This is a genomic window from Xanthomonas sp. 1678, from assembly GCF_031455575.1.
Classification (GTDB): Bacteria; Pseudomonadota; Gammaproteobacteria; order Xanthomonadales; family Xanthomonadaceae; genus Xanthomonas_A.
This window is the reverse complement of record NZ_JAVDSZ010000002.1, coordinates 433334-454538: the sequence shown is the minus strand read 5'-3', so window position 1 is coordinate 454538 and position 21205 is coordinate 433334. Positions and strand designations below refer to the sequence as shown.

Genomic DNA, 21205 nt, shown 5'->3' with positions numbered 1-21205 from the left:
TTGCAGGCCCGCTCGCCCAGCGCTGTGCGCTCAAGGCCGCCGCGGCATCGCCTTGCAACTCCTGTGATCGAGTGGCCACCGCCTCTCTAGCGACCCTTCAGCACTCGCCAACCAGGGCCGTCCCGGCGAAGGCTTGCCATGCCCGGGACTCCGCTTCCATCGCAGAACGTCGTCGCAACCAACACGAGCGCAAGCCCTTCCGAATTCTGGATCGCCGCCCTGCTGATTCTCACCAACCTAGGGCTGACGAGCCTGTCGCAGCTGTCTGGTTCTCCCAACACCGGCAGGTCCTCGGCTCGGTCGACATAGGTCACGCCAGACAGCATCGGGTCGGCATTGTAGGTCTGGCGCTGCGACAGGTTGTCGAGCAGCGCCTTTAACGGGGCAGGCCAAGAATCATCACTGTCATTGGCCAACGAGCCCTCGGGCCTAATCGTAAAGAACGTGTATTTGGCTTCCGGCCCTTCGTAGTCTGCCGACCGGAGCGTCGCAGACAGGCGGTCGAAGAAGATCGGCTCTTTGGGGCAGTCTCCCGACGGACCGCACAAAGGCGGCTTGCCCAGTTCGTTCAGGAGAAGGCTTCTCACGATCATTCTCTGATCGGATTCGGATGCGCTCACGAATTCGCGCCCTTGAGCGCGCCGCGCTTGCAACTCGTGCCAAGACCGCTTGGCCTGCGGATAGAAGAAGCCGCCCGTCACCATCACTGCGCCTGCGGCGGCGATCAGGAGTATTGCAGACGCCCGAATCTTCGGCATGGATCCTAACGCCCAAGTTGAATGGAGTACACCATCGCATCAGTCGACGTACCTAGGCAGCGCCCGAAAGAGTCCGGAGCTGCCCGAACAAGCGGCACTGCCATGACACCGGTAGCGATGAGAATGCCGTATGGGAGAATCGCAGGGGCAAACACCCGATGCAGAACACCTAGCGGCAGACCATGTTGACCATGCAGCAAGGCAGGTAGCTGCTCATGCATACCACCAGCTGCATTACGTAGAACGCGCCACGGCGCCTGCGTGGACAGCCGGCTCTGGCAACATGCTCGATATCCCTATTTACGAAAGCGCATCCACGCCAGAAAGGCGATCAACGCCACGCCAAGGGCGACGTCCGCCAACCCGAAGACGAGGTTGTACAGCGGCTGGCCGAGAAACGTCAGGTAGGCCTGCCGCAGACCACAGTTGAGACGGCAAGGCCCGATGCCGGCAGGTCGAAGAAAAAGCATGATCCAGCCGTAGCCGATGATCGTGAGCCCCAGGAGCGTTCCGAACGCCAGAACAAGTCCAGAGGGTCGCCCGAGACGCAGACGTGGAGAGCGCTTCTTCATGCCGCCCGACTGCCATTGAACCGCCAAACGCGGTATCGCACCGGGCATCCACCATCGCCAGGAGACAGAAAACCTGAGGTAACGCGGCCCATGGCCGTGATCGGCGCATCCGCGAAGACACGCGGCAAATGCGAGGCGGCGCTGCAACGCCGGGAATCGCCATGCGTCATCGACGGGAACACGCTACGCCAGGCGCGACGATCAGTAAGCGAACTCGCGGAACACCGGATCGACGTTCTCCTGCCACGCCCCGTGATACAGCGCCAGCTTGCGCTCGGCCGCGGTCTCGCCGGCGTGGAGGATCTCCACCAGCGGTTCCAGGAAGCGCGATTCGTCCTGGCCGTCGCCGTTCAGGCGCGCGCGGCGGCGCAGGCCGTCCAGCGCGATCTTGACCGACTCGGCGGCCAGGTCCTGTGCCATGCCGTTGCGGAACGGCAGTTTCAGCGCCTGCCTGGGCACGCCGTCGCGCAGCGCGTGGCGTTCGACCAGGCTGAAGTCCTTGACCAGGTCCCAGGCCGCATCCAGCGCCGCGTCGTCGTAGAGCAGGCCGACCCAGTACGCCGACAGCGCGCACAGGCGGCCCCACGGGCCGGCGTCGGCGCCGCGCATTTCCAGGTATTTCTTCAGCCGCACTTCCGGGAACGCGGTGGTCATGTGATCGGACCAGTCGCGCAGCGTCGGCAGCGCGCCCGGCAGCGCCGGCAGCTTGCCCTGCATGAAATCGCGGAAGCTCTGCCCGCTGGCGTCGACGTAGGTGCCGTCGCGGTAGGAGAAGTACATCGGCACGTCGAGCAGGTAGTCGACGTAGCGCTCGTAGCCGAAGCCGTCCTCGAATACGAAGTCGAGCATGCCGGTGCGGTCGGCGTCGGTGTCGGTCCAGATGTGCGAGCGGTAGCTGAGGTAGCCGTTGGGCTTGCCCTCGGTGAACGGCGAGTCGGCGAACAGCGCGGTGGCGATCGGCTGCAGCGCCAACGACACGCGGAACTTCTTGATCATGTCCGCTTCGGTCGCGTAGTCCAGGTTGACCTGAACCGTGCAGGTGCGGGTCATCATGTCCAGGCCGAGCGCGCCGACCTTGGGCATGTAGTTCTTCATGATCTGGTAGCGGCCCTTGGGCATCCACGGCATCTCGTCGCGGCGCCACTTCGGCTGGAAGCCCATGCCGAGGAACCCCAGGCCCAGTTCGTCGGCGACCTGCTTGACCTCGTTGAGGTGGCTGCCCACTTCCACGCAGGTGTCGTGGATGGTTTCCAGCGGCGCGCCCGACAGTTCCAGCTGGCCGGCCGGCTCCAGCGTCACCGAGGCGCCGTCGCGCAGCAGCGCGATGGTGCGCCCGCCTTCGAGCACCGGCTCCCAGCCGAAGCGGGTCAGGCCATTGAGCAGGGCCTCGATGCCGCGCTCGCCGTCGAAGGTCGGCGGGCGCAGGTCGTCCAGGCGGAAGCCGAACTTCTCGTGTTCGGTGCCGATGCGCCACTGCGCTTCGGGCTTCTCGCCGGAGGCCAGCACCTCGACCAGTTCGGTGCGGTCGGTGATCGGCGTTTCGGCAACGTGGCTGGGGCTCGACAAGGGCAGGCTCGCACGGAAGATGAGGCGATGTGGGGATGGCCCGCCGACATCGCAAGGGCCGCACTATAACGTGACCGGCGCCCGCCCCACATCGCTACCGGCGGTGCTGCAGCATTCCACATCCGCCCGGTTCGCGCCGGCGCGAGTGAGACGCAGCACTGCCGGCGGCGCCACGCTCGGCTAGGCTGCAGGCCTGTTCCCCCGCCATGCAGGCCGCCGATGCGCCCCGCCCATTCCGAACTGCATCGCGCCGACCGCGCCGGCTGGCTGCGCGCCGCGGTGCTCGGCGCCAACGACGGCATCCTGTCGGTGGCCGGGCTGGTGGTCGGCGTGGCCAGCAGCGGCGCGCCCGCGCCGGCGGTACTGGCCACCGGCATCGCCGGCCTGGTCGCCGGCGCGATGTCGATGGCCGCCGGCGAATATGTCTCGGTGCAGTCGCAGGTGGACACCGAGCGCGCCGACCTGGCGATCGAGCGCCGCGAACTGCGCGAGGACCCGCACAGCGAGCTGGACGAGCTCGCCGCCATCTACCGCCAGCGCGGGCTGGATGCGGCGCTGGCGCGCCAGGTCGCCGAGCAGCTGACCGCGCACGACGCGCTGGGCGCGCATGCGCGCGACGAACTGGGCATCACCGAGACCTTGCGCGCACGGCCGCTGCAGGCCGCGCTGGCATCGGCGGCCGCGTTCTGCTGCGGTGCGGCGCTGCCGATCCTGGCCGCGATGCTGGCGCCGGCGAGCCGCCAGGTGGGGGTGACCGTCGCGGCGACGCTGCTCGGGCTGTCGCTGACCGGCGCCCTGGCGGCGCGCGCCGGCGGCGCGTCCGGGGCGCGCGGCGCGGTGCGCGTGGTGTTCTGGGGTGCGGCGGCGATGCTCGCCACCGGCGCGGTCGGCCGGCTGTTCGGCGTGCAGGTCTGAGCCGACGCTTCACGGGGACCGCGACCGGCACGATCTCCGTCCTCCAGCGGGACCGGGCGGCTTCGCACCATCGGTCGCGAGTGCACCGAACCGCACGACCATCGCGACGACACCCGTTTTCACCAACGACAGTGGACGATCGCAACTGCGCCAACGGCAGCCCGCAGCGCGCGCCGGCCGCGGGCCGCGCTACGCGCTGCTGTAGCATCGTCTTCGATGGCCGATACCCACGACCCCGAATTCCTGCTGCTTGCGCAACTGGCGACGCTGGTGGAGTGCGAACGTGCCGAAGGCTACGCCTGCATCGCTGCGCGCAGCGAACACGGCGCGCGGTCGGTCGACATCCCGCGGCCGCAGCTGGCGATCCTGCTGCAGGGCCGCAAGCAGGTGCGCACCGCGACGCAGGCGCTGGAGTTCGTGCCGGGCGATCTGTTCCTGGTGACCCGGCGCTGCCGCATCGACGTGGTCAACATTCCCGACCCGCACAGCGGCCTGTACCTGACCGCGGTGATCCCGCTGTGCGAGGAAGCGCTGAGCGCGGCGCGCACGTTGTGGAACGAGCCGCTGCCGGCGGCCGGCGAGGAACTGGCGCGGCTGCGCGCGGTCGAGTTCGGCAGCGCGTTGCTGCAGTGGCGGCAGGCGCTGCAGGATGGCCACTACACCGAAGCCAGGCTGGCGCTGGCGGCGCTGGTGGTCGCGTTCTGCCGGCGCGGCCACGGCGGATTGCTGTTGCCGCCCGCGCCGAGTGTCGCCGCGCAGGTGCGCGAACTGGTCGCGGCGCAGCCGCAGCGCGCATGGCGTTCGCGCGATCTCGAGGACAGCCTGGGACTGAGCGGTGCGACCCTGCGCCGGCACCTGGCCGGCGAAGGCACCACGCTGCGCGAGCTGATCGTCGACGCGCGCCTGGCGCATGCGATGGAACTGCTCTACACCACCCGCTGGCCGCTGAAGACAGTGGCCGCGCGCGCCGGCTACCGCTCCACGCGCAGCTTCAGCCAGCGCTTCCAGCAGCGCTACGGCCTGGATCCGGCGAGCATCGGCAACTAGCAACCCGTTCGCGCCACGCGCAACCCACCACGCCGCGAGCGCCGCGCGCAGCCGAATGAGCGAATCGCGCAGCGCCATCCGCGCAGCATGCACGGACCGCGGCGACCGCCGCTTCCCTGCTGGAACGTCTCATGCCCGTTTTCGTATCGCGCCCACTGGCCCTGCTGGCGTTGGCCGCCGCCATGGCCGTCTCGTTGCCGCCGGCCGCCCGTGCCGCCGCGCCGGCCGCACCGGCCAGCCAGGTCCCTGGCGTTTATCGCCAGGCGATCGGGACGCTGCGCATCACCGCGCTATTCGACGGCACGGTGCCATTGCCGCGCGCGCAACTGTCCAATCTGGAGACCGACACGATCGCGCGCCTGCTCGACCACCGCTACGTGCCCGAGACGCCGCAGGGTCTGCAGACCGCGGTCAACGCCTACCTGATCCAGGACGGCACGCACCTGACCCTGGTCGATACCGGCACCGCCGCCTGCTTCGGCCCCGGCCTGGGCCAGGTGCTGGCGAACCTGCGCGCGGCCGGCTACGCGCCGACGCAGGTGGACGACGTGCTGCTGACCCACGCCCATCCCGACCACATGTGCGGCCTGCTCGATGCGCAGGGACAGGCCGCCTATCCCAACGCCACGGTGTGGCTGAGCGCGGCCGATGCCGCCTACTGGCTGGATCCGGCCAGCGAAGCCGGCGCACCGCAGATGCTGAAGTTCGCGTTCCCGCTGGCGCGCGCGGCGGCGGCGCCGTACCAGGCCAAGGATCGGCTGCGCCGCTTCCGGCCCGGCGACGCGCTGCCCGGCAACGCGGTGGCGCTGGACACGCACGGCCACACTCCCGGCCACGTCTCCTATCGCTTCGACGGCGGTGGCGGCCAGCAGTTGCTGGTGTGGGGCGATCTGGTGCACTACCACGCGGTGCAGTTCGCGCAGCCGCAGGCCTCCTACGAGGCCGACAGCGATCGCGCTGCGGCGATCGCCGCGCGCAAGCGGACCATGGCGCAGGCCGCCGACGGCGGCTGGTGGATCGCCGGCGCGCATCTGCCGTTCCCGGGACTGGGCCATGTGCGCCGCGACGGCGCTGCGTTCGCCTGGGTCCCCGCCGAGTTCGCGCCGCTGCCGGCGACGCCTTGAGTGCAGCCTTCTCCCGGCGGGAGAAGGAAGAACAGCCGCGGCGCGCTTGAGCCCCTCTCCCGTCGGGAGAGGGGTTGGGGTGAGGGTACGGCGCGAAGCGTCTCGCGGAGTTTGGGTACACGAGGCTTCGCCCGTACCCTCATCCGCCCCTGCGGGGCACCTTCTCCCCAGGGGAGAAGGGAGCAGCCGCTAGCCCCTCTCCCGTCGGGAGAGGGGTTGGGGTGAGGGTACGGCGCGAAGCGTCTCGCGGAGTTTGGGTACACGAGGCTTCGCCCGTACCCGCATCCACCCCTGCGGGGGGCGCCCGGCATCGCGCTTGCGATGCCGCCAACGCAGACACGACCGCCGCTTGCTGCCGATCGCAGGCAGCCCCCGCGCAAAAGACGCCGGAGGTCCGGCGCCGCCACGCTCATTCCGTAGCGGTCGGCTCCGTATCCAGCCCCAGCCAGCCGCCGACGATACCGCGCGCCTCGTCCACGCCCTGGCGGGTCTCGCCAGAAAACAGCTGCACACTGACCGTGTCGCCAAAGGAGCTGGACAGGTCCTTGCGCACCTGCTGCAGCGCCTGCGCCTGCTGGCCGCGGCCGAGCTTGTCGGCCTTGGTCAGCAGCGCATGCGCCGGCAGCCCGCGCTGCACCGCGTAACCGAGCATCTGCCGGTCGTAGTCCTTCAACGGATGGCGGATGTCCATCACCACCACCAGGCCGCGCAGGGCGTCGCGGGTGCGGAAATACTTGTCGATGAACGACTGCCAGTGCGCCTGCAGCTCCAGCGGCACCTTGGCGTAGCCGTAGCCGGGCAGGTCCACCAGATAGCGTTCGGGCTGGATCTGGAAGAACACCAGCTGCTGGGTGCGGCCGGGGGTCTTGGACACGCGGGCCAGCGCGTTCTGACGGGTGAGCGCGTTCAGCGCGCTGGATTTGCCGGCGTTGGAGCGGCCGGCGAAGGCCACCTCCCAGCCCCCGTCCTCCGGCAGCTGCCGGGGGTTGTGGGCGGAAAGCAGATACTGGGCACGTTCTATTAGGAGCGACATGGCGCTAGGATCGCACGTCCGCCGGCCCGGGCGGGTTCATTGACCGGCAGGGCGCGGCGCAGGGATAATCGCGCGAATGCGGTCGCCGGCCCGGCAGCCGCGGGTCGGGTCACACGGAGCTTCAGCTAATGCGCCACGCTCGCGTTCTTGCCTTTGCTGGTCTAGCGGTTTCCGCCGCCGCTGCGGTCGCGTTCGCGCAGACCTCGGTGGTTCCCATTCCGGACAACGCGCCGGTGCGTACCGCGCCGCTGGAAGGCGACGTCAGCAAGGCCGCCTGGGGCGATGCCAAGGCCGGCCAGGCCAAGGCCGCGTCCTGCGCCGCCTGCCACGGTGCCGACGGCAATCCGTCGATCGCGATGTATCCGCGCATCGCCGGCCAGAGCGAGCGCTACAGCGCGCGGCAGATGGCCTTGATCGCGCACGGCGAACGCACCACCGGCGCGGTCGCGGCGATGGTCCCGTTCGTGCAGCCGCTGAGCGCGCAGGACATGCGCGACATCGGCGCCTATTTCGCCACGCAGAAGGCCGGCGCCGGCATCGCCGACGACGCGGTGGTCAGCGATGGCCCGTATGCGGGCATGAAGTTCTACGAGGTCGGCCAGCAGCTGTACCGCGGCGGCGATCCGGCGCGCGGGATTCCAGCGTGCATGGCCTGCCACGGCCCCACCGGCGCCGGCAATCCTGGCCCGGCGTATCCGCACCTGGGCGGCCAGCACGCCGACTACGTGGCGCGGCGCCTGCAGGAGTACCAGTCCGGCACCACCCAGGAACGCGATCCGGCGCTGTTCAAGATCATGGCGCAGGTGGCCAAGCCCTTGACCGAGCAGGAGATGAAGGCGCTGGGCAGTTATCTGCAGGGCCTGCACGATCGCGCCGACGACGCGGCCGCGGCGCAGGTCGCGCCCGCGCAAGCGGCGCCACAACCGGCCGCGCCTGCGCAACAATCCTGATCGCGCGCCGCCGCGGCGGCGTCGGACCGCTTCCCTCTCGCGCCGGTCGTCACGACCGGCGTTCGTTTTTTGCCATGGAGATCGCATGAACCGTCTGCCCCGTCTGCTGCTGTGCCTGCTCACCCTGATGCCGCTGGGCGCCTGCGCGCAGCCCAAGGCCGCCACCGTGGTCGAAGGCGAGGACTACGCGCTGATCGCCAAGCCGCAGCCGTTCGCGCCGCTGGCCGGCAAGATCGAGGTGGTGGAGGTGTTCGGCTACACCTGCCCGCACTGCGCGCACTTCGAGCCGATCCTGGAAGAGTGGACGCGCAAGCAGGGCAAGGATGTGCGGGTGACGCTGGTGCCGGGCGCGTTCGGCGGTTTCTGGGACAGCTACGCCAGTGCGTTCTACGCCGCGCAGAAGCTGGGCGTGCAGACCCGCAGCCACCACGCCCTGTTCGAGGCGATCCACGACAAGCACAGCGTGCCGGTGCAGAACGTGGCGCCGGAGGAGCTGGCTGCGTTCTATGCCGCGTACGGGGTCAAGCCGCAGGACTTCGTCGCCGCCTACAACAGCCCGCAGGTGACCGCGCAGGTCAAGGCCGCGCGCGACTTCGCCGCGCGCACCGAGATCCCAGGCACCCCGGCGCTGGTGATCAACGGCAAATACCTGGTCAAGGGCAAGAACTTCCAGGACATGCTGCGCATCGCCGATGCGCTGGTCGCCCGCGAGCGCGCGGGCAAGTAGTTCCGGCGGGGCGCTTCATCCCTTCGAGCACGTCGCGCCGCTGTTGCACGTGCATGCGACAAGGAAGAGGCAGGAAGTCACGCCCAAGCGATGAAGCGGCCGCGTGCGTGCGCAAGAGCGGCGCTGCGGGTTGGGCCTGCAGGCCGGCGGCCGCGCGGCTTGACCCGATCGCCAGTCGGGCGCTACGCCACGCAGCGCCCCAACTGACTGCCTGCCAGACCCAACGCGGCCTGCTCAGGGAGGAATGACACGTCCGGCAGCGCGGCGCTTCATCCGCGCCATGGCATCATGATGGGGTTGCCTGTCGCGCTTTTTCGGCGCGGCCGGCGTTTGCCCCCATCCTGCTGGAGATGCCGCCGATGAAGACCCGCTTCGCCCTGACCCTGATGGCCCTGCTGCCGATCCTGGTCGCATGCAAGCCCCAGGACGGCACTGCCGACACCGCCGCTCCGGCCGCCGACGCGCCCGCCGCTACGCCGGCGGCGCCCGCCACCAGCGACACCGCCCCGGCCGCCGCCGACAACGCCTCCACCCCGGCCGCCGATGCCGCTGCGCAGCCTGCCGCCGACACCCCGGCCGCACCGGTCGCGGCGCGGACGCCGAGCGGCGCCGAACCGGTCGCCGGCACCGACTACGCCGACATCGCGGGCGGCCAGCCGTTCCAGCCGACCAACGGCAAGATCGAGGTGGCCGAGGTGTTCGGCTACGTGTGCCCGGCCTGCGCGCGCTTCCAGCCGCAGATCGGCCCGTGGAAGGCCGGCCTGCCGTCGGACGTGCACTTCGTCTACGTGCCGGCGATGTTCGGCGGCACCTGGGACGACTACGCCCGCGCGTTCTACGCCGCCGAGGCGCTGAACGTGCAGGAAAAGACCCACGAGGCCCTGTACAAGGCGATCCATATCGACCAGACCCTGAAGGGCGAGCGCGGCCGCGATTCGGTGCAGGACATCGCCGGCTTCTACGCCAAGTACGGCGTGGACCCCAAGCAGTTCGCCGACACCATGGGCAGCTTCGCGGTCAGCACCAAGACCAATCGCGCCAAGCAGTTCGCCACGCGCAGCGGCATCACCGGCACGCCGTCGCTGATCGTCAATGGCAAGTACCTGGTCAAGGGCAAGAACTACGACGACATGCTGCGCATCGCCGATCACCTGATCGCGCGCGAACGCGCCGCGCTGGCCAAGTAAGCCCGAGGCCCCGCCCCACCGTGACCGTTCCCGCCACCCGCACGCTGCGCGTGCTCACCGCCAATATCCAGGCCGGCTCCAGCACGCGCCGCTACAGCGACTACGTGACCCGCAGCTGGTCGCATGCGCTGCCTGCGGGAAGCAAGCGCAGCAGCCTGGACGCGATCGCGCAGTTGGCCCGCGAGCACGACATCGTCGGCCTGCAGGAAAGCGATCCAGGCAGCCTGCGCTCGGGCTTCACCAACCAGACCCACTACCTGGCCGAGCGCGCCGGCTTCAACTACTGGAGCCACCAGCCGAACCGGCGCATGGGCGGCGTGGCCTCCAGCGCCAACGGCCTGCTCAGCCGGCTGGAACCGGTCGAGGTGCAGGACCATCCCCTGCCCGGCCGGCTCGGCGGGCGTGGCGTGCTGCTGGCCAAGTTCGGCGATGGCGCCGAGGGGCTGGCGATCGCGGTGGCGCATCTGTCGCTGGGCGCCAATTCGCGCGCATCGCAGTTGGCCTTCATCGCCGAATTGCTGTCCGACCATCCCAACGCGGTGCTGATGGGCGACTTCAACTGCGTCGCCGACCGGCCGGAGATGCAGGCCCTGTACAAGCGCACCCGGCTGCAACCGCCGGGCTGCGTGGTGCCGACCTTCCCCAGCTGGCGCCCGCAGCGCGCGATCGACCACATCCTGGTTAGCGACGGCCTGCGCTGCAACGAACAGCGCGCCTTGCCGGCCGCGTTCTCCGACCACCTGGCGGTGGCGACCGAGATCGAAGTGCCGCAGGGGATGTTGCGCTAGCGATGGCGGCTGCCACGGTTTCCTGTAGGAGCGGCTTCAGCCGCGACGGGGCTTTACCGGTAAGGCCTGTCGCGGCTGAAGCCGCTCCTACAAAGGCGCAGCCGCTCCTGCGCGCTCTATCGGCCTCATGCATTGTGGGAGCGACTTCAGTCGCGACGGGCCGTATCGGTAAAGCCCGTCGCGACTGAAGTCGCTCCCACAAGTGACTACCATCTGGATCGGAAGGCGACTAGAACTTCAGGTCCGCACGCACGTACAGATAGCGCCCGCCCGGGATGTCGTAGGTGGATGCGTCGTAGCCGTTGAGCGAGCACGACAGGCAAATCGGCGGGTCCTTGTCGAAGACGTTGTTGACGCCGCCGCTGACGGTCAGGCCCTTCAGCCAGTCGATGCGGTAACCCAACTGCACGTCGTGGTAGGTGGTCGCATCCAGCGTGTTGGTGCCGGCCGCCTGGTCGCTGCATACCGGGAACGCCACCGCGTCGCCGCACTGCTCGGTCAGTTCGGAAATGTGCCGCACCGTCCACGACGCGTTCCAGCGATCGAGCGACCAGTCCAGGGTCAGGTTGCTGGTCCACTCCGGGATCGCGCTGTCCACCACTTCCACGCCCGGTTCCTGCGGCTGCACCTGGCCGGCGGCGCCGGTGGCGACGTAACGGGTGACGAAGGTGTTCTGCCAGCCGATCTTGAAGCGCCCGGCCGTGGTCTCCGGCGAGGTCCAGAACAGGTCCACGTCCCAGCCGTCGGTCTTGATCGAGCCGAGGTTGGTCAGGCGGTTGTTGAAACCGTTGATGCCGCCGGTGGAGGCGCGGGTGATGCCGGTGCAATAGGTCGGATCGAGCGAGTCCACGCACAGGTCGAGCTGGGTCTGCGCGTTGATCGCCTGGATCGCACCTTCGATGTCGTGGCGGTAGAAGGTCACCTCGACGTCGAAGCGGTCCGACCACGGTACGTTGCTGGCGAACCACGGGCTCCACACGAAGCCGGCGCTGAAGCTGCGCGCTTCCTCCGGCTCCAGCGCGCGGTTGCCGCCGGTGGTCACCGAGATCTGCGAGTTGGCCTGCTGGTAGCCGGCCGGCACGCCGAGCGCGGCGCAGTTGGCGGCGCTGCCGCGCGGCGGGGTGCCGCCGAGGCCGATCGAGCACGGATCGGACAGGGTCAGGTCGGCGCGCGCGGCCGAGCCGTACAGTTCGCCGATGGTCGGTGCGCGGAAGCCTTCGGCGAAGCTGGTGCGCAGCACGAAGTCCGGCGACACCTGCCAGCGCAGGCCGTACTTCGGGGTGAACTTGCCGCCGAAGGTGGAGTAGTCGGAATAGCGCCCGGCCAGGCTCAGGTCGAGTTTGTCGCCCAGCGGCGAGTCGGCGAAGATCGGCACGCTCAGTTCGAGGTAGGCCTCCTTGACGTCGTAGCTGCCCTCGGTCGGCAACGACGGCACGCCGTTGTAGTGGCCGATCACCGTCAGCGGATCGGGCTGGTACCAGCCCTCGTACTTGCGGTATTCCACGCCGGTGGCGAAGGACACCGCGCCGGCCGGCAGGGTGAACAGGTCGCTGCTGAGGTTGGCGGTGAACTGGGTCAGCTCGTTCTGGCTGCGGTCGCGCACCACCGGCTGGATCCAGCGCAGCATCTCCGGAGTGATGCTGCCGGCGCCGCCGAAGATATCCAGCGGCACGCAGCCGGCCACCGCCGCGCACGCGGCCGGGTCGCCCAGCGCCAGGTTGATGTTGTAGATGTTGTAGCTGCCGTAGTTGGTCTGCTCGGCCTTGTTCTTGCTGTAGGCGCCGTTGACGTCCCAGAACCAGGTGCGGTCGGCGCTCTCGAAGCTGCCGATGAAGCCGGTGCCGACGTACTGGGTGTCCACGCGCTGCTCGAACACGCGCGCGCCGCCTTCCACCGGCCGGCGCCCGATCATGATCAGGTTGCTGGCCGAATCCAGGTCGAAGCCGAACGGGTTGTACGGGTTGGCCGCGGAAATGACGATGTTGTCGGCCAGCGGATTGCCGGTGCCGGCATCCGGGCCGAGGAAGATCGGTTCCGGCCCGGCCTGGTTGGTCGACTCGCGGCGGTTGCCGAGCACCTTCAGGTACCACTGCACGTCGTCGTTGAAGAAGTAGCGGAACTGGCCGAACACGCCCTTGCGTTCGGACGGGGTCAGCAGCAGGTTGGAGGCGGCGAAGTTGTAGCGGTCGGAGGTACCGAAGCAGTGGTAGTCGTCGCTGCGCGTGCAGCCGGCGCTGCCGTCGTAGGCCGGGCCGCGCACGCCGCTGTTCAGGGTCAGGTCCTGCTCGGCACCGGTGACCGGATCGACGAAGATGAAGCGACCGTCCGGCGTGGCCGAGCTGGCGAAGCTGAGCCCGGTGCCGGGCACCGGATACAGCGACTGCTTGCGATCGCGCGCGTAGATCGGGTCCTGCTTGGTGTAGCTGGCGCCCAAGAACAGGCTGGTGCGCTCGGTACTGTGGCCCCAGGCCAGGTCGAAGCCCTTGCTGGCGCCGTCGCCCTTGTCGTACTGGCCGTAGTTCAGCGTGACCTGGCCGCCGTCGAACTTGCGCCGGGTGATGATGTTGACCACGCCGGCGATGGCATCGGAGCCGTACAGCGACGAGGCGCCGTCCTCCAGCACTTCGATCCGCTCGACGATGGCCAACGGGATGGTGTTGAGGTCGGTGGACGAGCCCACGCCCGAGGCCGAGGACTCATTGACCCAGCGCATGCCGTCGACCAGCACCAGCACCCGCTTGGCGCCCAGATGGCGCAGGTCCACCTGCGCAGAACCGGCGCCGACGCCGCTGCCGTCCGGCGGGAAGCCGAAGTTGCCGGAGGAGTTGAACTTGGCGTTCAACGCCGAGCCGGACGCGGTGAGCTCCTGCAGCACGTCGCCGATCGAGTTCAGCCCGGTGCGTTCGATGTCGGCGCGGCTCAGCGTCTGCACCGGCACCTGGCCTTCCAGCTCGGCCCTGCGGATGCGCGTGCCGGTGACCTGGACGCTGTCCAGGGTGGTGGCCGACTCGGGGGCAGCGGGCGCGGCCTGCTGGGCGATGGCCAGCCCGGGCGAACCAGCCAGCAAGGACAACGAAACGGCGAAAACCAAAGGATGGCGGTGCAGGAAATTCATCCGTCTCTCTCTCCAGAAAGGATGTGGGTCGGCCGCTGCGACCCCCTGCACCGCGACGGCGTGACCCACTTTGTAAACAAAACGTAAACGCTAAGCAAGCGCCAGGAGCCGGATTCGGACAGTCCCGGACCGACTGGACGACTTCGTAGACACGGCGGCGGCGTGGCCGGGCGCGCCTGCAGGCAGCGCGGGACACGCCATGTCATGCGGACGCGCGCGGAAACATGCCGCAGCAGCGGCATTCCCGCCGGTGGCGCGAGCGATCCGGCCGGGCGCTGTCCCCGGCAGTGTCGGTCGGGCCGCTGCGAGTCAAGGACGCGATCGGCCCATGGCGCAGCGACGCGGCGGCCGAGGCAGCAACGCCTGTTGCGCCTGTTGCCATGCACGGCGGAGGCGGGACGATGCAGCACGAAGAGCGGCTTGCGGCAGACGGCGTCGCCGGGCATGGAACGCATTCCCGCATCTGCTCCACGCCCAATCGGTCCGGCGCGCGATGACCGTGGCGGCATCGCCCATGCGCGCGCCACCCAGCACCGCGCAGGCTGCTGCCCACCGCAAGGCACAGCCGGCGCAAGGTCTCGATCCCGCGATTCCCGTCAACGTGTCTGTTCCGATCGACATCGCTGCACAGGCCGCCGCATGCCGCAGCGAACGCGCCAGCGCGGCGCGGTCCACCTACGCTGGCGAAGCCGCGCTCTTTCCCGGCGCGTCGATTCATCGACGTTCGGTATAGTCCTGCGCATGAAATTGCGCACGTCTCTCCTGCTGCTCGCCGCCGCGTTATGCGGCACCGCTCCCGCCCTCGCCCAGAACCTGGATGCCCAGCGTCCGGCGCTGCGCGCGGCGATCGACGCCGCCGAGCGCGGCCAGTTCGATCCCGCCCAGGCGGCGGCATTCAGGCAGCATCCGCTGTACGGCTGGCTCGAATACGCCAACCTGCGCCGCAACATCGACCGCGTCTCCGACGCGCAGGCGCAGGATTTCCTCAAGCGCTACGCCGGGCAACCGGTGGCCGAGAGTTTCCGCACGCTGTGGCTGCCGGCGCTGGCGCGGCGCCAGGATTGGCCGGCGCTGCTGGCCAACTGGAAACCCACCGACAACACCGGCCTGCGCTGTGCCCAGCTCAACGCGCGGCAGGCCACCGGCCGCGCCGATGCGCAATGGGTCGACGAGGCGCAGGCGTTGTGGCGCAGCAGCGGCAAATCGCTGCCGGATGCCTGCGATGCGGTGTTCGCGGTGCTGCAGGCGCGCGGCGGCATGACCGATGCGTTGCGTTGGACGCGCGTGGAAGCGGCGGCCGACGCGCAGCAGCCGGCGGTGATGCGCAGCGCCGCGCGCGGCCTGCCCGCCGCCGAGCTGGCCCTGGCCAACGACTACGCGGCGTTCCTGGACGCGGTGCATACGCGTGCGCTGACCTGGCCGAAGACCGAACGCAGCCGCAAGGTGGCGGTGGACGGCCTGGAAAAACTGGCCAAGACCGATCCGGATGCGGCCGAGCGGCAGTTGCCGCAGTTCGCCCAGGCGCTGCAGCTGAGCGAGGCGCAACGCGGCGAAGTGCTGTACCAGATCGCGCTGTGGACAGTGGCATCCTACGGCCCGGATTCGGCGCGCCGGCTCAACGCGGTACCCGAGTCCGCCTACGACGAGCGCCTGCACGAGTGGCGCGCGCGCGAGGCAATGTCGCGCGGCGACTGGCCCGCGGCGCTTGCGGCGATCCGCAAGATGGCGCCGGCGCAGCGCAGCGATTCGCGCTGGCAGTATTTCGAGGCGCGGCTGGCGGAGAAGACCGGCAATGCCGGCGAGGCGCAGCGGCTGTACCGCGAGGCGGCCAAGTCCGCCACCTTCCACGGCTTCATGGCCGCCGACCGGCTCAAGCAGCCGTACGCGCTGTGCCCGTGGGAGCCCAACGACAGCGCGCAGGCGCAGGCCGCGGTCGCGCGCGATCCGGCATTGGTGCGCGCGCTGGAACTGTTCAAGATCGAGCGCGCGTCCTGGGCGGTGGCCGAATGGAACGACGCGCTGAGCCGCTTCGACGACACCCGGCGGCGCATCGCGGTGGAAGTGGCGCGCGACAACGGCTGGTTCGACCGCGCAGTGTTCTCGCTGGGCAAGTCGCCGGACGAGCAGCGCCTGTATTCGCTGCGCTTCCCGTTGCACCACGACGCCACCATCCGCCGCGAAGCCGGCAAGAACGCCATCGACCCGGCCTGGGTCGCCGCCGAAATCCGCGCCGAGAGCATCTTCAATCCGAACGCGCGTTCGCCGGCCAATGCGATGGGCCTGATGCAGGTGCTGCCGGCCACCGGCGCCAGCGTCGCCAGGAACCTCGGCCTGGCCGGCTACGGCGGTGCCGCCAGCCTGTACGACCCGGACACCAACATCGCCATCGGTACCGCCTACCTGCGCCAGCTGCTGAATACCTACGGCCTGCCGTACCTGACCATCGCCGCCTACAACGCCGGCCCCGGCCCGGCGCAGCGCTGGCAGAGCCAACGCCCCGGCCACGACGCCGACTTCTGGATCGAGACGATCAGCTACAAGGAAACCCGCGAATACGTCGCACGCATCCTCGCCTTCAGCGTGATCTACGACTGGCGCCTCAACGGCGACGCACTGCCGGTCAGCGACCGCATGCTTGGCAAGCTCGACGCGCCGCGCAAGAAGTTCGTCTGCCCATCCACCGGCGCCAACGCCGGGACCGGACAATGAGTCCCCGCTCCGCTTCGCAGGAGCGGCGCGACACCTACGCAGCCGCTGTTCCGGGTCCCCGGTCCCCGGTCCCCGGTCCCGCCCGATGAAGACCTATCTCGTCGGCGGCGCCGTCCGCGACAGCCTGCTCAAGCGGCCGCCAGGCGACCGCGACTGGGTCGTGGTCGGCGCCACGCCGCAGCAAATGCTGGAACTGGGTTACAAGCAGGTCGGCCGCGATTTCCCGGTGTTCCTGCATCCGCACAGTGGCGAGGAATACGCGCTGGCGCGTACCGAGCGCAAGTCCGGGCGCGGTTACCACGGCTTCGTCGTCGACGCCGACCCGTCGGTGACGTTGAAAGAAGACCTGCAGCGGCGCGACTTCACCATCAACGCGATCGCCCGCGACGAGGACAGCGGTGCGCTGGTCGATCCGTACGGCGGCGTGCGCGACATCGAGCAGCGCGTACTGCGCCATATCGGCCCCGCGTTCGGCGAAGACCCGCTGCGCGTGCTGCGCGCCGCGCGCTTCATGGCGCGGCTGGCGCCGCTGGGCTTCAGCGTGGCGCCGGAAACGCTGGCGCTGATGCGCGAGATGGCGGCCAGCGGCGAACTGGACACGCTGGTGCCCGAGCGCGTGTGGCAGGAACTGCGGCGCAGCCTGGCCGCGGCACAGCCCTCGGCGTTCCTGCGCACGCTGCACGACGCCGACGCGCTGCGCAGCGTGCTGCCGGAACTGGACGCGCTGTATGGCGTGCCGCAGCGCGCCGAATACCATCCCGAGATCGACACCGGCCGCCACCAGGAACTGGTCAGCGACATGGCCGCGCGGCTCGCGCCGGGCGATGCGCTGATCGGTTTCGCCGCACTGACCCACGACCTGGGCAAGGCGCTGACGCCTGAAGCGGAATGGCCCCGCCACGTGATGCACGAACAGCGCGGCGTCACCCCGCTGCGCGCACTGTGCGAGCGCCTGAAGCTGCCGCAGGAACACCGCCAGCTGGCCGAGATCGCCTGCCGCGAGCACTTGAACGTGCATCGCCTGGCCGAGCTGCGCGATCGCACCGTGCACGAACTGCTGCAGCGCTGCGACGGCTTCCGCAAGCCCGAGCGCATCGCGCAACTGGCGCTGGTGTGCGAGGCCGACAAGCGCGGCCGCCTCGGCAGCGAGGACGCCGACTACCCGCAGGGCCGCGAACTGCAGCGCCTGCACGCCGCCGCACTGGCGATCAACGCCCGCGACCTGGCCGCGCAGGGCCTGAGCGGTCCGCAGATCGGCGAGGCACTGGCGAAGGCGCGGATCAAGGCGATCGCCGCAGCGCGCGCCGCGCCCGCGGACTGATGCGGCCAGGCCTCACGCCACATATCTCGCAGTTGGCCCAGGCGCTTGTTCCGTGATTCTGGGAAACCCTGTAGGAGCGGCTTCAGCCGCGACAGGTCGTCGGCGATCTCGATCGGCAACAGGTCGCTCGGGATATCTGTCGCGGCTGAAGCCGCTCCTACAACAAACCGCCGTCGCAGATGTCTTGGCCGAATTCGCCAGCCGCACACATCGCGCCATCAATAGCGCGCCAGCACCGCACGCACCGCTCGCAGATAGCCGCCACCGAACAGGTTGAGGTGGTTGAGCAGGTGGTAGAGGTTGTACAGCGGCACGCGTTCGCGCCAGTCCGCAGCGAGGGGCGCGTGCTCGGCATAGCAGAGGAACAGCTGCGGGTCGGGGTCGCCGAACAGCAGCAGCATCGCCAGGTCGGCCTCGGCCCAGCCATAGTGCGCCGCGCCGGCATCGATCAGCGCCGGCAGGCCGTCACCGGCGCAATGCAGGTTGACCTGCCATAGATCGCCGTGCAGCAGCACCGGCGGCTGCGCCGGAATTAACTGCGGCAGGCGTGCGTACAGCCGTTCGAGGCGCGTCATGTCGGCAGGTACCAGCGCTGCGTTGCGCAGCGCGCGCTCTGCCTGCGGGCGCAACCGTCGCTCGACGAAGAACCGATGCCCGTCGCTGTCGGTACGGTTGTCCTGTGGACTGTCGCCGATATAACCGTCCTGGTCGAAACCGAAGCGCTCGCTGCGTACGCGGTGCTGGCGCGCTAGGCCCTCGCCGGCGAGTCGGGCGAAGTGCGGATGCGGCGCTGCCGCGCCCAGGTCTTCGAGCAACAGCCAATCTTCGCCATGCGCATAGATCTGCGGCACGCGCAGACCACCGGCAACGCGCAGTGCGTCCAGGCCGCGCACTTCAGCGGCGAAGAAGTCGGCCGGCATCGCGCGGCGGCGTTTGCGGATTGCGCGACGGCCGTCGGACAACGTCAGCCGGTGCAGGCCGTCGCTGCGCGGCAGCGGGAACGGGACGCTCGTGGTCGATTGCATCGCACGAGGCTAGAGCGGCTTCGGTCAAGGCGATGTCGCGTGCGACACGCGACATCGGTCGCGACGCGCGTCACCGGCAGGGCGGCGACGGCCGGCGCGCTCTACAACGCAGGCACGCAGTCTGCGCCCGCAGCGCAACGCGCGACGCCTGGCTGGCGTTGCCGCCGGGCGTCGGACATCGCCGATCTGCCGTTTACTCCATCACCCCCGCGATCCAGGTGTGCCGCACCTGCAGCGCGTCGTCGAGCAGCACCAGGTCGGCCTGGTAGCCCGCTGCGATGCGGCCGTAGCGGTCGTCCAGGCCCACGCATTGCGCCGGATACAGCGAGGCCATGCGCGCGGCTTCGTCGAGCGTCACGCCCAGCCATTGCACGCTGTTGCGCACCGCGCTGGCCATGTCCAGCGCCGAGCCGGCCAGCGTGCCGGCGGCGTTGCGCACCACGCCATCCACGGCGGTGATGGTTTCGCCGTACAGGTCGAAGCTTGGGCTGTCGGCACCGACCATCGGCATCGCGTCGGTGACCAGGAACAGCGTGCCGCGCGGCTTGGCCGCCAGCGCCACGCGCAGGCTGGCCGGATGCACGTGCACGCCGTCGACGATCAGGCCGCACCAGGCGTGGCGGTCTTCCAGCGCCGCGCCCACCGCGCCGGGATCGCGCCCCTGCAGCGGCGACATCGCGTTGTACAGATGGGTGAAGCCGCAGATGCCCGCGTCCAGGCCGGCGCGGATCTCGTCGTAGCTGCCGGCGGTGTGCCCGGCGAACACGCGCGCGCCGGTCGCGGCCAGGGCGCGGATGCTGTCGGCCGGCAGGCGCTCCGGCGCCAGCGTGATCAGGGTGACGCCGTTGTCCAGCGAGGTGGCCAGCGCCAGTTCCTCGGCATCGGGCACGCGGAACTTGTCGACGTTGTGGGTGCCCTTGCGCGCCGGCGCCAGGTACGGGCCTTCCAGGTGGATGCCGAGCACGCCCGGCACGCCGTCGGCGATCGCCTGGCGGGTCGCGGCGATCGCCGCGCGCATCACCGCCACGTCGTCGCTGATCAGCGTCGGCAGGTAGCCGGTGGTGCCGTAGCGGCGATGCGCCTGGCCGATGCGGCGCAGCGCGTCGGCATCGGTGTGGTTGTTGAACAGCACGCCGCCGCCGCCGTTGACCTGCAGGTCGATGAAGCCGGGCAGCAGCGTGTCGCCGCCCAGATCCCGCTGCTGCGCCGCCGCGGCCACGCGCGCGTCGCCGTCGTCGAGCACCGCGGCGATGCGTCCGCCGTCCAGCAGCACGCTCACGCCATCGAGGAATCCGTCCTCGCCGAGTACGCGCGCATTGCGCAGCGCCGTCGTCGTCATTACACCGTCTCCGTCACTTTGTTCAGATGCGGCGGCAGGTCCGGGTTGTAGCCGCGGCGCAGCGCCAGCGCGTTGATCGCGCGGTAGAAACTCTGGATGGTCAGCAGCGGCGCGCACACCGGGTGCGGCGCGGCGACCAGCGGCAGGTCGCCGTCGGCGCTGGCCAGCCACACCTGCGCGCCGCGGCCGCGGAACTCTTCGGCCAGGCTGCGGGTGCCGGGGCCGGTCTCGTCCGGCTGGGCGAAGGCCAGCACCGGGAAACCGGGGCCGACCAGCGCCATCGGCCCGTGCTTCACTTCCGCCGAGCTGTACGCCTCGGCGTGCAGGCCGCAGGTTTCCTTGAACTTCAGCGCCGCCTCCTGCGCGGCGGCCAGGCCCAGGCCGCGGCCGAGCACGAACAGGTTGTGCGCATCGGCCAGGCCGTCGGTGAGCGGGCGCCAGTCGGCCTGCCAGGCGGCGCGCAGCGCCTGCGGCAGCGCGTCCAGCGCGGCGAGCAGCGCCGGGTCGTTCTTCCAGTACGCGCCGAGCTGCAGGATCGCCGCCAGCGAGGCCAGGTAGCTCTTGGTCGCCGCCACGCTTTTCTCCGGGCCGGCGCCGAGCGGAATCACCGTGTCGGCCAGCTGTGCCAATGGCGAATCCTCAACGTTGACCAGCGCCACCAAGCGCGCGCCGGCGGCCTTGGCCGCTTCCGCGTTGCGCAGCAGGTCCGGGCTCTTGCCGGATTGCGAGATCACCACGTACAGCGCGCCGCGCAACTGCAGCGGCGAGGCATACACCGAGCCCACCGACGGCGAGGCCGAGGCGGTGACCACGCCGAGCTGGGTCTCGAACAGGTACTTGGCGTAGGTTGCGGCGTGGTCGGAACTGCCGCGCGCGCAGGTGACCACGAACGGCGGCGGATCGGCGCGCAGCGCCGCGGCCAGCGCGCTCACCACCGCATGGTTGCGGGCGAACTGCGCGGCGACGACGTCGGCGGTTTGCGCCGCTTCGCGGAACATCAGGGTTTCGGTTTCGGTAGGCAATGCCATG

At 69.8% G+C, this 21205-nt stretch carries 18 protein-coding genes; 10 read left to right on the top strand and 8 right to left on the bottom strand.

Annotation, left to right across the window (positions count from 1 at the left end; translation table 11 throughout):
• Positions 1 to 86 precede the first annotated feature (86 nt).
• From J2Y70_RS05055 to J2Y70_RS05045, 3 genes are all read right to left on the bottom strand, one after another.
• The gene (locus J2Y70_RS05055; protein WP_309914093.1) at positions 87 to 758 is read right to left on the bottom strand and encodes a hypothetical protein; all 672 of its coding nucleotides are present in this window, start codon (positions 756 to 758) and stop codon (positions 87 to 89) included.
• Between the two features lie 296 nt (positions 759 to 1054).
• Positions 1055 to 1330: a hypothetical protein gene (locus J2Y70_RS05050; RefSeq protein ID WP_309914091.1), complete on the bottom strand. Its 276-nt coding sequence runs from the start codon at positions 1328 to 1330 to the stop codon at positions 1055 to 1057.
• 201 nt (positions 1331 to 1531) lie between these two features.
• On the bottom strand, positions 1532 to 2896 hold the full coding sequence (locus J2Y70_RS05045) for a glutamate--cysteine ligase (RefSeq protein WP_309914088.1): 1365 nt from the start codon (positions 2894 to 2896) through the stop codon (positions 1532 to 1534).
• 219 nt (positions 2897 to 3115) lie between these two features.
• Between J2Y70_RS05045 and J2Y70_RS05040 the strand changes: the two genes are divergently transcribed.
• The 3 genes from J2Y70_RS05040 (at position 3116) to J2Y70_RS05030 (ending at position 5982) form a co-directional block, all read left to right on the top strand.
• Positions 3116 to 3811, top strand: a complete 696-nt coding sequence (locus tag J2Y70_RS05040) for a VIT family protein (RefSeq protein WP_309914086.1) — start codon at positions 3116 to 3118, stop codon at positions 3809 to 3811.
• A 216-nt stretch (positions 3812 to 4027) separates the two neighbouring features.
• Positions 4028 to 4858 carry a helix-turn-helix domain-containing protein gene (locus J2Y70_RS05035; protein WP_263395715.1) on the top strand — a complete coding sequence of 277 codons (831 nt, stop codon included), beginning with the start codon at positions 4028 to 4030 and terminating at the stop codon, positions 4856 to 4858.
• Between the two features lie 131 nt (positions 4859 to 4989).
• Complete coding sequence (locus J2Y70_RS05030; protein WP_309914083.1) at positions 4990 to 5982, top strand: MBL fold metallo-hydrolase; 993 nt, start codon at positions 4990 to 4992, stop codon at positions 5980 to 5982.
• A 409-nt stretch (positions 5983 to 6391) separates the two neighbouring features.
• Here J2Y70_RS05030 and yihA read toward each other — a convergent pair whose 3' ends face one another.
• Positions 6392 to 7015, bottom strand: coding sequence for a ribosome biogenesis GTP-binding protein YihA/YsxC (gene yihA, locus J2Y70_RS05025; protein WP_263395717.1), 624 nt, complete (start codon positions 7013 to 7015; stop codon positions 6392 to 6394).
• A gap of 128 nt (positions 7016 to 7143) precedes the next feature.
• Between yihA and J2Y70_RS05020 the strand changes: the two genes are divergently transcribed.
• From J2Y70_RS05020 to J2Y70_RS05005, 4 genes are all read left to right on the top strand, one after another.
• Positions 7144 to 7965, top strand: coding sequence for a c-type cytochrome (locus tag J2Y70_RS05020; RefSeq protein WP_309914077.1), 822 nt, complete (start codon positions 7144 to 7146; stop codon positions 7963 to 7965).
• Positions 7966 to 8050: 85 nt separating this feature from the next.
• Complete coding sequence (locus J2Y70_RS05015) at positions 8051 to 8692, top strand: thiol:disulfide interchange protein DsbA/DsbL (protein WP_309914074.1); 642 nt, start codon at positions 8051 to 8053, stop codon at positions 8690 to 8692.
• A gap of 359 nt (positions 8693 to 9051) precedes the next feature.
• On the top strand, positions 9052 to 9879 hold the full coding sequence (locus J2Y70_RS05010) for a thiol:disulfide interchange protein DsbA/DsbL (protein ID WP_309914071.1): 828 nt from the start codon (positions 9052 to 9054) through the stop codon (positions 9877 to 9879).
• Positions 9880 to 9899: 20 nt separating this feature from the next.
• Complete coding sequence (locus J2Y70_RS05005) at positions 9900 to 10667, top strand: endonuclease/exonuclease/phosphatase family protein (protein WP_263395721.1); 768 nt, start codon at positions 9900 to 9902, stop codon at positions 10665 to 10667.
• Positions 10668 to 10896: 229 nt separating this feature from the next.
• On the opposite strand, the gene J2Y70_RS05000 is transcribed toward J2Y70_RS05005, so the two are convergent.
• Complete coding sequence (locus tag J2Y70_RS05000; protein WP_309914063.1) at positions 10897 to 13782, bottom strand: TonB-dependent receptor; 2886 nt, start codon at positions 13780 to 13782, stop codon at positions 10897 to 10899.
• Between the two features lie 493 nt (positions 13783 to 14275).
• Here J2Y70_RS05000 and J2Y70_RS04995 point away from each other — a divergent pair, with 493 nt between their 5' ends.
• The 3 genes from J2Y70_RS04995 (at position 14276) to J2Y70_RS04985 (ending at position 17812) form a co-directional block, all read left to right on the top strand.
• Positions 14276 to 14515 carry a hypothetical protein gene (locus tag J2Y70_RS04995; RefSeq protein WP_309914060.1) on the top strand — a complete coding sequence of 80 codons (240 nt, stop codon included), beginning with the start codon at positions 14276 to 14278 and terminating at the stop codon, positions 14513 to 14515.
• Positions 14516 to 14523: 8 nt separating this feature from the next.
• Positions 14524 to 16491: a transglycosylase SLT domain-containing protein gene (locus J2Y70_RS04990; RefSeq protein ID WP_309914057.1), complete on the top strand. Its 1968-nt coding sequence runs from the start codon at positions 14524 to 14526 to the stop codon at positions 16489 to 16491.
• 85 nt (positions 16492 to 16576) lie between these two features.
• Positions 16577 to 17812, top strand: a complete 1236-nt coding sequence (locus tag J2Y70_RS04985; protein ID WP_309914054.1) for a multifunctional CCA addition/repair protein — start codon at positions 16577 to 16579, stop codon at positions 17810 to 17812.
• 218 nt (positions 17813 to 18030) lie between these two features.
• On the opposite strand, the gene J2Y70_RS04980 is transcribed toward J2Y70_RS04985, so the two are convergent.
• The 3 genes from J2Y70_RS04980 to J2Y70_RS04970 all read right to left on the bottom strand — a co-directional run bounded on the left by J2Y70_RS04980 (position 18031) and on the right by J2Y70_RS04970 (position 21204).
• Complete coding sequence (locus tag J2Y70_RS04980; RefSeq protein ID WP_309914051.1) at positions 18031 to 18837, bottom strand: fructosamine kinase family protein; 807 nt, start codon at positions 18835 to 18837, stop codon at positions 18031 to 18033.
• A 193-nt stretch (positions 18838 to 19030) separates the two neighbouring features.
• Positions 19031 to 20176, bottom strand: a complete 1146-nt coding sequence (gene nagA / locus J2Y70_RS04975) for an N-acetylglucosamine-6-phosphate deacetylase (RefSeq protein WP_309914048.1) — start codon at positions 20174 to 20176, stop codon at positions 19031 to 19033.
• Positions 20176 to 21204, bottom strand: coding sequence for an SIS domain-containing protein (locus J2Y70_RS04970; RefSeq protein WP_309914718.1), 1029 nt, complete (start codon positions 21202 to 21204; stop codon positions 20176 to 20178). The genes nagA and J2Y70_RS04970 overlap by 1 nt, the downstream gene beginning before the upstream one ends.
• Between the last annotated feature and the right edge of the window lies 1 nt (position 21205).